A 12,250-nucleotide genomic window follows, 5' to 3' on the forward strand; every position below is an offset into this window, starting at 1 on the left:
TGGATACGGTGCGCGTCGGCATTATCGGACTCGGCAACAGGGGATCGGGCACGGTACTGCGCCTTGCAAGTATCGAAGGCGTAGAAATCAGAGCCCTCTGCGATTTGATACCGGACCGGGTGGAAGCGGCTAAAGAGTCGCTGGAAGGAACCGATCATGACCCCGATGGCTATTCGGGAAGCGAGGATGAATGGGAGAAGGTGTGCCAGCGCGACGATCTGGACCTGATTTCCGTGGTAACCCCTTGGGAGTGGCATACGCCCATGGCAGTTTGTGCCATGGAGAACGACAAGCACGTATACACCGAGCTTCCGGCGGCCCAGACGATCGAAGACGCCTGGAAACTGGTTGACACTTCCGAGCGAACCCGAAAACACTGTTTCCAGATTTCAGCTTCCTGTCACGGTTCGATGCAGTCCGTTATGTTGAATATGGCCCGGCAGGGATTTTTTGGTGAACTAATACACGGGGAGGGAGCATATATTCATCACCTGCTTGATAATTATATGTTTGATAAAGGGACCTATCAGGACGACTGGCGATTGAAGGAAAACCTGAACAGAAGTGGCAATCTCTATCCCCAGCACGGGCTGGGTCCCATCGCGCAGATGATGGATCTCAATTACGGCGATCAGATGGATCACCTGGTATCCATGTCCAGCGATGATTTTATGATGCAGGACTGGGCAAAAGAGGCGGCCAAAACGGATGACTATTACGAGCAGTTTACCGATTGGGATTACCGGGGTAATATGAATACCACGATTATCAAGACCAAAAAGGGACGTACAATTATGCTGCAGCATGATGTTTCGTCCATGCGGCCGTATTCGAATATCCACCTGCTCAGTGGTACAGAAGGCATCATGCGAAGACATCCGAGTCCGGTCCGCATTGCAACGGGCCATGACGACTGGATCCCGCAGGAGGAGACCGATGACCTGATTGAAGAGTACACGCCGAAGATGACCAGAAGATTTGAGGAATTGCTGAGCGAGTCTGAGTCGGGGAATTATGATCATTCCTATTACAATGTGGACATGCGGGACTGGCGGTATATCGACTGCCTCCGAAACGGCCTGCCCATAGAAATGGATGTCTATGACGCCGCCCTTTGGACGGCCATCATACCGCTAAGCGAGTGGTCGGTGGCCAACGGGTCCAAGCCGGTCAAAGTACCCGACTTTACCGGCGGAGCCTGGGAATCCAACGAGCGGGGCATGGACATTAACCTCGAAAAGGGGGGCGGTACTACCGGGTTGGTATAATCGTGTAATTAATCAGAGGATTTTTGAAAAAACAGGGTTTTGTTCAATACCAACCCCTGAGTGATTTTAAAACCGAAGTGTATAAACAAACAATACCTGAGGATTTTTTAAATCGCGAATATGCAGAGATTGGCAAAACAACGGTTTTGCTAATCTCTATTAACCGTTAACGAAAATAAAATGCTTGAGAAGCTTCATTATGAATAGAACATTACCAATACTCACTCTTTTGGCCGGCCTGCTATCGCTCCTTATAAGCAGCTGCACGCAGCCGGGTACGGCGGAACAAACAGAGTCGAGTGATGACGTTGCTGATATTAAATTGAGAGACTGGATGCCTGAGTCGATCCACAAGGCGGGGAATACCGATATCGGGCAAGCAAAGTATCCGGTGATTGACCTGCATGCCCACGCCTATGCCAAAACGGAGGAAGAAGTGGATAAGCGCGTGGAGATTATGGATGCGGCGGGCATCGAAAAATCATTGATTCTGACCAAGGCGACAGGCGATGAGTTTGATGAAGTGCACAGCCTCTATTCGAAATATCCCGATCGGTTCGAGGTGTATTGCGGGATTGACTACGAGGGGTTTGAAGAAGAGGGGTGGAGCCAGAAAGCCGTGGAGCAGTTGAGAAGAGATGTGGAAGCCGGATGCAAGGGACTCGGAGAAATGCATGACAAAGGGGCCGGAATGGGCGGGGCGCCGGGACCGGGCATGCATCCCGACGACCCGCGTATGGACGCCATCTTTGAAGAAGCGGCCAGCCTGGAAATCCCGGTAAATTTGCATGTGGCCGAACCGATCTGGATGTATGAGCCGATGGATTCGACCAACGACGGACTGATGAGAGCGCACACCTGGCAGGTAAAAAACCAGGACCAGATCGTGGGTCACGACGGGATGATTGAGATTCTGGACAAGACGCTCGAACGTCACCCCAATACGACGTTTGTGGCCGCGCACCTGGCCAATACCAGCAATGACTTCAGCCTCCTGGCCGACCTTTTTGAGAGGCATCCGAATCTGTATGCGGATATATCGGCGCGGTTTGCCGAGTTTTCCACGATTCCCCGAACCACGGCCGATTTTTTTGAGAAATACCAGGATCGTATCGTCTACGGCACGGACTACGGGTTTGAGACCTTCCCGGATAATCCGGATAAACCGTACGGAAACAATACCACGACCCTGGAAATGTTTCGGATGACGTTCAGAGTCCTTGAGACCAGGGACGAACATTTTTATATCACAGACCTGGTGGGCTACCGCTGGCCTATGTACGGACTGGATTTAAGCGATGAAGTTCTACAGAAGATCTACCGTGATAATGCCCTGAAGATTTTAGAATAGGAAAACGTTTTTAACAGAGGGTTTTGAAAACCAGTCCCGAAGCATCGGGAAATATCAGACTCAGGGCGAATTCAAAACCACACCTCATAAGGCATAATTGAGGGTTTTAAATGTACAAAAATGCCGAAATTGGCCCCAAGAACGGATTTATAAGATTCTTTAACAACGAGTAAAACGTCTTGCAGACATTCAACATATAATTTGGGCGAGATAACCCGAAATCAAAGATGTGTTCACAGTGTTAGACCGGCTGACAAAAAATAAGAATCATACTGCGATTGGATATATTGCCATCGGACTGCTTCTGCTGCAGTGCCAGGTGGCAGCGGGACAGTCGTCCGCCGACCCCCCCAACATAGTGCTTGCTATCGCTGATGACGCGTCTTACCAGCATATGGGGGCCTACGGTGCAGATTGGGTCGATACCCCCGCATTCGACCGGGTGGCGGAGCAGGGTATCCTGTTTACCCGCGCTTACGTACCCAACCCGAAATGTGCTCCCTCCCGGTCTATTATCCTGACGGGCCGTAATTCATGGCAGCTGGAAGAAGCGGCTAATCACTGGGCCGATTTTCCAAAGAAATTCAAGGTGTATACGGAAGTACTGGCTGAGCACGGCTATTTTGTAGGCAGTACGGGCAAGGGTTGGGCGCCCGGCGTTGCCCATAATGAACAGGGAGAGCCGCGCCATCTGGCCGGCCGTCCTTTCAACGAACGCCAGCTGGACACCCCGCCCGCCGGCGGCATATCGGGCAATGATTATGCGGCAAATTTCGAGGCATTTTTAGAGGAGAAATCCCCCGGAGAACCTTTTGTTTTTTGGTACGGCGGGTATGAGCCCCACCGCGGATATGAATGGCAGTCAGGTATCAAAAAAGGCGGGAAGTCCCCGGATCAGATAGAGCAGATACCCGGCTTTTTCCCGGATAACGACACCGTTCGCACCGATTTGCTTGATTATGCTTTTGAAATTGAGCATTTTGATAGACACTTGGGCCAGATGCTCGATCTGCTGGAAGAGCGCGGGGAGCTGGAGAATACGCTCGTGGTGGTAACGGCCGACAACGGCATGCCGTTTCCACGTATCAAGGGTCAGTCGTACGAATACTCGGCCCATATGCCGCTGGCTCTCATGTGGCCGGAGGGGATTGTTAGTCCCGGTCGAAAGGTAAATGACTTTGTCAGCTTCGCCGACTTCGCTCCCACTTTTATCGAACTGGCGGGATTGGACTGGAAAGAGACGGGCATGCATGCCAGCGTGGGACACAGCCTGACTGATATTCTGTATGCAGGTGGGGACGGCACGGTTAACCCGGATCGGGACCATGTTTTGGTAGGCAAGGAACGGCACGATGTAGGCCGGCCCTACGATTGGGGATACCCGGTTCGTGGTATTATTAAGGGTGATATGCTGTATTTAAAAAACTTTGAACCGGACCGCTGGCCGGTCGGCAATCCTGAAACCGGTTACCTCAATACGGATGGGAGTCCGACCAAAACCGCTATCCTGCATAAGCGAACCACGCCGGGTCAACATCACTACTGGGCATGGAACTTCGGTAAACGGCCCGGCGAGGAGTTATACAATATAACCGAGGATCCCGATTGTTTACATAACCTGGCCGAAGATCCGGCCTATACAGAGAAAAAACAGAAGCTGAAGGAAGAACTTTTTGCAAAATTGAAAGAGCAAAATGATCCGCGGGTGTTGGGACGGGGGCACGTCTTTGATGCATACCGGTATATGAATCAGTCCAATTATAATTTTTATCACCGCTACATGGAGGGTGACCTGGAAAAAAGTGATGCCGGATGGGTCAACGGCAGCGATTTCGAAGAGGAGCCGCTCCCCGTACAACGGCAGTAACGGATATGAATTAGATATAGGAAGAATACAGCCAGGAAAAAATTTAGGAGGTGCAACATGGGACAAACTTTCAGGGACTCCCGGGGTTTTATTAATGCAACGGACGATGGACTTTATTCATAATCCGGAGGCTGTTAACCGGTAATCTGCCTTTTCCCCTTGGGCAGACCCGGTTATACCGTCTTCGGTATCAGGCCCCCGGTTTAAAGCCGGGGGCCTTCTTTTAAGGCATTTTAAGGCCTCTGGCCTATACATATAACTGTAAATGTAAATGGGAATATTTTCCAATATGATATAGCACTGGCTTAACAGCCGTGTGTCGGTGACTGCAGCAACTGTGGGGCGTTTATGATATGACAACTGACGAAGATGACTGCGGCAGGACCGCATTGGTGTTATGCACGGTCTCGCTTCGCCTCGGCCCCAGCCGAATTTCCTGGTGAATAATGCGCGTTAAAAGCTACGCAGGCTGAAACTTGCAACTTCTTCTAAGTTTCTGAATATTATATATTTTTTCATAACTATATAAATATTATTCGTTTGGTGATTGAGCTTACCTGTTCATTAATTGTTTAGAGTGGCCAGCGATCCCCTGAACCACTTACACGCCAAGCATTAAATATCTACGATTATAAATGGAAGACATTACGCAACCTATACCGAAATATTACCAGATCTATAAAAAATTGCTGAAACAAATCAGAAGTGGAGAATTCCAGGAGCTTGATCGGTTTTACAGTGACACAGAACTTGTGGAAAAATACGACGTCAGCCGCGGCACGATACGCGAAGCAGTGAAACTGTTGATTCAACAAGGATATATCATTCGTGAGCAGGGGAAGGGGACGTTCGTCACGAGTCCGACTATAGAACAGGATTCAGACAAGCTTATGGGTTTTACGGAGCTCATGGTGAAACACGATATTGAACCCTCAGCAAAAGTTATTGAACGGGAAGTGGTGGATGCTCCCCTGGACCTAAAAGGACTTATGGATCTGGACGATGAAAGCCGGATGGTGCGTATCGTTCGAATCAGGTATGGCAATGAGGAACCGTTGATTATCGAGCAGTCCTATTTTGTGTATGAATTGTTTCAGCCTATCTATGATATGGACCTTGAGTCCAATTCCATTTATGAACTGTTATATAAATACACTGATACCCGGCTGGGTGAAGCAAGGCAAAGGATTACGGCTGTCAACGCCAAAAAAGAGGAGGCCAAACTCCTGGAGGTAGACGCTGGCGCTCCCCTGCTGCTTATGAAACGGTTGATTCAGACAAAAGAGGGAATTTATTTTCAGTACTCGGAGGATTTGTACCGGAGTGATCGTATTAATTTTACCACGACGACCAAGCCCTATGAGAACAGCCATGACAACCATGGCCTGCCGCTGGAGCTCGGGGATCAAAGCTGGTGACCCTGACTTGCAGAGGACTTGGAATAACCAGTCCCGAAGCATCGGGAAATATCAAGGCCTGAGCGATTTGAAAACCGCAAGGTACATATATACAATACATGAGGATGTTAAATTAGTGAACATGTAGTGATCGGGCAAAGCAGCGGTTTAGGAAAGGTCTTTTGTATTTAGTTGAAAAGTGGAGGCCGGAATACTGTAGAAATGAATTAAAAACGATTTGACATAATGATGCCGATTAACTAAACTTGTATAGACATCTATACAAAAAAAATAACATACAGGGAACATACTATGGCAGACAAGTATATTTTGGCGGTCGATCAGGGCACAACAAGCTCGCGGGCTATTGTGTTTGACAAGCGGGGGAATACCAAGTCACTTGCACAAAAAGAGTTCCGGCAGATCTATCCCAAAGCCGGATGGGTGGAACATGACGGGGCGAGGATATGGTCAACCCAATCTTCGGTCGCATCCGAGGCCATTACCGAAGCAGGGCTGCATGCAGAGGATATCGCAGCCATCGGTATTACAAACCAGCGCGAGACGACCTTGCTGTGGGATCGCAAAACAGGTCAGCCTGTTTATAACGCGATTGTGTGGCAGGATCGACGAACCTCAGACTTCTGTGACGATTTAAAAGAGCAGGAGGGCCTGGTAGAGAAAATACGCGAAAAAACGGGCCTGATTATAGACGCTTACTTTTCCGCCACCAAAATAAAATGGATACTTGATAACGTGGATGGGGTTCGTAAAAGAGCTGAAAATGGGGGGCTCGCTTTTGGTACGGTCGACTCATGGCTGATATGGAACTTCACCCGTGGTGAAACGCATGTTACTGATGCCACCAATGCCTCCAGAACCATGTTGTATAATATTCACGAGGGGGAATGGGATGCTGAAATCCTGGAGCTGCTGGATATCCCCAAAAGTTTACTGCCGGAGGTTAAATCATCCAGCGAGGTGTACGGGGAGACCAAAATTCTTGCCGAAAATATTCCCATCGCCGGCATCGCCGGCGACCAGCAGGCCGCTCTTTTTGGACAGCGATGTATAACGCCGGGGATGGTCAAGAATACCTACGGAACGGGATGCTTTATGGTGATGAATACCGGAGATAATCCCATTCTTTCCGAAAACAACCTGCTGACGACCATTGCCTGGGAAATCGATGATCACGTGGAGTATGCCCTGGAGGGGAGCATTTTCATAGCCGGGGCCGTTGTACAATGGCTGCGTGATGAAATTGGCATCATACGGGAAGCTTCAGAAGTGGAAGGACTTGCTGCTTCGGTGAAAGATAACAACGGGGTGTATCTGGTACCGGCTTTTTCGGGTCTGGGAGCCCCCCACTGGAATCAGCATGCCCGGGGCACGATGGTAGGCTTGACACGGGGCGCCAATGCGGGGCACATTGCACGCGCTGCGCTGGAAAGTATTGCATACCAGACGATGGATGTAATAACGGCCATGGAAGCCGATTCAGGAATAGAAATTAAAGAATTGCGGGTAGATGGCGGGGCCACAGCCAATGATTTGCTTATGCAGTTTCAGTCGGATTTGCTGCAGGTACCGGTTATACGTCCCAAAACCCTGGAGACCACCGCACTCGGTGCTGCTTACCTGGCGGGACTGGCTGTGGGATACTGGAAAAATCAAGAGGAGATTAATAAACAGTGGCAGGAAGATAAAACGTTTACCCCGGAAAAATCCGCGGATCAAGTCCAACAACTAAGGGCGGGATGGAATAAAGCCCTGGATACGGCTATGCACTGGTCAGGGAAATAGTTTTAAAAATTTATATATAAGGAGTACAAGCAGGATGTGATGAAACGCTCAGAAATGATTCAGTCGGTCAAAAACGAGACCGGTGTGTGGGATCTTATTATCATCGGGGGCGGGGCAACAGGATTGGGAACGGCCGTGGATGCCGCCTCCCGCGGGTATAAAACGCTGCTTCTGGAGATGGATGATTTCGCCAAAGGTACCTCAAGCCGGTCGACGAAGCTGGTGCACGGCGGCGTGCGTTACCTCGAACAGGGAAATATACCGCTGGTGTTGGAGGCACTTAAAGAACGGGGGCTGTTGAAAAAAAACGCCCCCCACCTGGTGCACAATCAATCGTTTGTGGTACCCTATTACAGCTGGTGGCGGGGACCCTATTACTGGCTGGGATTGAGAATATATGATATCCTCGCCGGGGAACTCGGTCTTGGGCCGTCAAGGCATTTGTCTGTCCGTAGGACGCTGGAAAAAGTATCGACGCTCCGGTCAGAGGGACTGCGGGGCAGTATCATTTACCACGACGGGCAGTTTGACGATTCAAGACTTGCCGTAAATCTTGCCAAAACAAGTGCAGAACACGGCGGGATCCCCATCAACTACATGAAAGTTACCGGGCTGTTGAAATCTTCCCGGAAGGTTAGCGGGGTGACTGCACGGGACATGCTCAGTGGGGAGGAGTTTGATATTGAAGGGCGGACTGTTATCAATGCAACGGGTGTTTTTACCGATACTATTCTACAGATGGATCAGACGGATTCAGCGCCTGTCATCAAACCCAGCCAGGGGGTGCATATTGTTCTGGACAAGCGCTTTCTGCCGGGAGAAACGGCGGTAATGATTCCCAAAACAAAAGATGATCGCATTTTATTTGCACTGCCGTGGCACGGCAAAGTGATGGTCGGTACGACCGACACCCCGGTGGATGATATTACGGCTGAACCGGAAGCCATGGAGGAGGAAATAGACTTTATCCTTGCGCATGCCGCCGAATATTTGTCGGCGAAGCCTTCGCGGTCGGATGTAAGGAGTGTCTTTGCCGGACTGCGTCCCCTCGTTAAAAACGGTCATAATGAAGATACCTCCGAAATTTCGCGCGACCACACTCTTATGGTATCGTCATCCGGACTGGTTACTATTGCCGGGGGCAAATGGACGACGTACCGCAAGATGGCAGAGGATGTGGTAGACCGGGCCGCTGCGGTGGGGGACCTGGATGACAAGCGGTGCATGACCGAAGCACTTAAGATCCATGGATGGGACATGGATGTCGACCGGGAAGATCCGCTGTCCCATTACGGCAGTGACCGGTCGAAAATAAAAGAGTTGATCAGCCAAAACCCGGAACTGGGAGAACCGCTGCACAACCGGCTTCCCTACATCAAAGCCGAGGTGGTGTGGGCCGCCCGGAATGAGATGGCCGTGACCGTGGAGGATTTTAACTCAAGGCGCAGCCGGGCACTTTTCCTGGATGCAGAAGCCAGTGTTGAAATGGCCCCTGAGGTGGCCCGGCTGATGGCTGAAGAGTCGGGCCGTGATGACCTCTGGATAAAAAATCAAGTTACTGCTTATAAAAAACTTGCGAAATCGTATCAGATATCATAAATAAGGCGGGAGCAGGGATTAGGTGAAAGGCATCGCCTTAAGATTCTTGTTTAATTATTATTGCGTCTTAAACAACCCGTCAGACGGCTGGTTTTGTCGTCTGACGAAAGAAACTAAGCCTTCGTCACCCCATCTGTCTGTCCCCGGTAATGGGCAGCGGGAAGGGATGGTTTTTCAGAGCCCTGTTTTTTTAAAAGTAAACCGTAAATTAATAAATCTTGTGGGGAACATTGATGTCGCCATTTATTGCAGAAATTATTGGGACCGCAATACTTATTCTACTGGGTAATGGGGTGGTAGCCAATGTATTGCTAAACAAAACAAAAGGCCATGACAGCGGGTGGATCGTCATTACCTGGGGATGGGGGATTGCCGTATTCGTCGCCGTCTATACGATGGGACAGTTTAGCGGGGCCCATATTAACCCGGCCGTCACCGTAGGCCTCGCGGCAGCCGGATTATTTGAATGGTCCCTCGTCCCGGGCTATATCATGGCACAAATACTGGGAGGGGCCATAGGAGCTCTTCTGGTCTGGCTCTCCTACAGAGATCATTTTAGCAAAACTACGGATGAAAGTCTGATTTTAGCCTGCCACAGTACAATTCCAAATATCAGAAACTATCCTTCCAATTTTATGACGGAGGCCATCGGCACGTTATTGCTCGTGTTTGGCGTGTTGTATCTGGTATCGCCCGGATTTATTGGCGTAAACGGGGAGCTTCTCGAAACAATAACCATTAACGGACAAGAGGTGGGATTTGGCTTGGGTGCGCTTTCCGCCCTCCCGGTCGGTTTGCTGGTTTTGGGCATCGGTCTTTCCCTTGGCGGACCCACAGGCTATGCCATCAACCCGGCCCGGGACCTGGGTCCCCGTATCATGCACGCGGTACTTCCAATTTCCAACAAGGGAGGCAGCGACTGGGCCTATTCCTGGGTCCCTGTAGCCGCACCCCTTGTTGGAGGGCTTGTAGCGGCGGGACTTTACCTGTTTTTATCTTTTTAAAGCCATGCAGACTCTTTCACTCCCACTATAGATGAGCTGGCAAGCCGGGGAATGAAGTTCACCGCTCTGCTCTCGGGAAAGATGGAGGAGTCTCCCTACGAGGCTTACTTTTACTATCGCCTGAAACAACTACAAGCCGTCCGAATGGGAGAATGGAAGCTGCATCTGGAAGGTAAAAGAAGAGATTATAACAATATCCATTACAACTATTCGGATGATTTCGTCTTTCATCAAAACGAAGCGTAGTATAACCTGGAGGAGGACATTGGGGAGCAACGCAATCCGGCTCTTGATCACCCGGAGATCGTCCAAAAGCTTAAGGAAGCGGTTAAGAACCACAAAAAATAAATGGAGGAGCATTCGCGTCCCCTGGGCATCATTGATAAATGAGAAAAAACGGGAGAGCACTTCGTTGCAATATATATTTATGTTTACAATCGTCAATGGTCATGGAGCGGGATGAAAGGGTGTGCCTGGCACACAGTGCCCGGGATATTATCCGTGCTCAAATTATTAACCAGGCTGAACCGTGGGCAGCCCCTGTTTTATAAGCATTAAAACACTATTTTACCGATCAAATGAAAAACGCATAAATAATAAACAGAAAAAGAAAAAATGAGCAAGATGATAGGCAGCATACGGTTGTTGAATACATATATTATTTTAGCCACGGGGTTTTTCATGATGCAGAGCTGCAGTGAAGGGCAATCGGATAATCAGGCTTCCCAAGAGCAACGGGTTGAAATCATTGCTCACCGGGGTGATTCCCACGCCGCGCCGGAAAATACCGTGGCCTCGGTAGAATCCGCCTGGCAGAAAGAGGCCGATGCCGTCGAAGTGGATGTCTATCTGTCGGCCGACAACCGCGTAATGGCTATCCACGACAAGACCACCGAGCGTACGGGTGATAAAGTCCTTCCGGTTAGAGAAACCGACTCGGAGGAGCTTCGGACGGTGGATGTGGGAGCATTTAAAGGAGCAGAATTTACAGGAGAGAAAATTCCGTTTCTGGAAGATATCATCGCTTCGGTTCCGGATCAAAAGCGGTTGTTTATTGAAGTGAAGGATTCCGAGCGGGCCATTGCCCCTATCAGCGAACTTATTCAGCAGAGCGAAAAGCAGGATCAGATGGTGATCATCAGCTTTAGCCTGGAGGTGGTGAAAGCCAGCAAGCAGCAGATGCCGGAAGTGCCGGCCTACTGGTTACGGTCGGCCCGGCGCGATCAGGACACGGGTGCGTACCAGCCCATCGATACGGCGCTTCTTGAGCAGGTAAAAGAGCATAACCTGGATGGCCTGGATGTAAATTACAGGGGTGTCAGCCCGGAACTTATTGAGGCGAGCCACAAGGCCGGCCTTAAGCTTTTTGTCTGGACCGTTAATGAGTCGGCCGACATCTCCACCCTGGCCGAACAGGGGGTAGATGGTATCACCACGGACCGGATAAGCCGCGCACAAAACGCCCTCGGGCGGAAACGATAGTTAGCCGGGAATGACATAAGATACATGAAACCTACAGAATGTACCGGGTAAAAACGCTTGCTACCTATTTTGATCTCCTCCCGTTTAACATGGAAAGGTTGAAACGGTACTGTTCAATCTTTTCCACCGACTCAGCTGTCAGCTGCCTTTAGTATGCTGCACGCACAGGAGAGTACCAAACCCGGTGAAATGAATTACTTGTGATTTTAGTTGTAAATCCATAGTTAATCTGTGAATCTGACATCAGATAGTCCGGCAAGTTTGGAATTACCTATTACGGTGGAACCGGGAAAATAAATGAATGAAATTAAGTCCGCTGCTTTTCGGTATAACTGCTCGATGCGATAGGACCCGGAAGAGCTTAGGTGCGGAAATTCAAAAATAGCATAGTCGGTTATCTTCATTTATATTCCGGGCACAATACATACAATTAACCTGAGTTCGAGATAAAGGATTAAACTGAAAAGCATGCTTGT

The 12,250-nt window shown here is 49.7% G+C and carries 9 protein-coding genes; all 9 read left to right on the forward strand.

Annotated features, from left to right (window positions below):
* A partial coding sequence (locus ACESLU_RS01420; RefSeq protein ID WP_372634086.1) for a Gfo/Idh/MocA family protein occupies nucleotides 1-1,268 on the forward strand: 1,268 nt, incomplete at its 5' end.
* A 199-nt stretch (nucleotides 1,269-1,467) separates the two neighbouring features.
* Complete coding sequence (locus ACESLU_RS01425; RefSeq protein WP_372634088.1) at nucleotides 1,468-2,619, forward strand: amidohydrolase family protein; 1,152 nt, start codon at nucleotides 1,468-1,470, stop codon at nucleotides 2,617-2,619.
* 229 nt (nucleotides 2,620-2,848) lie between these two features.
* The gene (locus ACESLU_RS01430) at nucleotides 2,849-4,486 is read left to right on the forward strand and encodes a sulfatase (protein WP_372634091.1); all 1,638 of its coding nucleotides are present in this window, start codon (nucleotides 2,849-2,851) and stop codon (nucleotides 4,484-4,486) included.
* A 635-nt stretch (nucleotides 4,487-5,121) separates the two neighbouring features.
* The gene (locus ACESLU_RS01435; RefSeq protein WP_372634094.1) at nucleotides 5,122-5,904 is read left to right on the forward strand and encodes a GntR family transcriptional regulator; all 783 of its coding nucleotides are present in this window, start codon (nucleotides 5,122-5,124) and stop codon (nucleotides 5,902-5,904) included.
* Between the two features lie 291 nt (nucleotides 5,905-6,195).
* Nucleotides 6,196-7,689 (forward strand): glycerol kinase GlpK, encoded by a 1,494-nt coding sequence (gene glpK, locus ACESLU_RS01440; RefSeq protein ID WP_372634096.1) that lies wholly within the window; start codon nucleotides 6,196-6,198, stop codon nucleotides 7,687-7,689.
* 39 nt (nucleotides 7,690-7,728) lie between these two features.
* A complete protein-coding gene (locus ACESLU_RS01445) occupies nucleotides 7,729-9,288 on the forward strand; it encodes a glycerol-3-phosphate dehydrogenase/oxidase (RefSeq protein WP_372634099.1) in 1,560 nt (519 codons plus the stop codon).
* 233 nt (nucleotides 9,289-9,521) lie between these two features.
* Nucleotides 9,522-10,292, forward strand: coding sequence for an MIP/aquaporin family protein (locus tag ACESLU_RS01450; protein ID WP_372634160.1), 771 nt, complete (start codon nucleotides 9,522-9,524; stop codon nucleotides 10,290-10,292).
* Nucleotides 10,293-10,343: 51 nt separating this feature from the next.
* The gene (locus tag ACESLU_RS01455; protein ID WP_372634102.1) at nucleotides 10,344-10,538 is read left to right on the forward strand and encodes a hypothetical protein; all 195 of its coding nucleotides are present in this window, start codon (nucleotides 10,344-10,346) and stop codon (nucleotides 10,536-10,538) included.
* 369 nt (nucleotides 10,539-10,907) lie between these two features.
* Entirely contained in the window at nucleotides 10,908-11,774 is an 867-nt protein-coding gene (locus tag ACESLU_RS01460; RefSeq protein WP_372634105.1) for a glycerophosphodiester phosphodiesterase family protein, read from the forward strand.
* Nucleotides 11,775-12,250 lie beyond the last annotated feature (476 nt).

The organism is Fodinibius sp., assembly GCF_041642155.1.
In the GTDB taxonomy this organism is placed as follows: Bacteria; Bacteroidota; Rhodothermia; order Balneolales; family Balneolaceae; genus Fodinibius.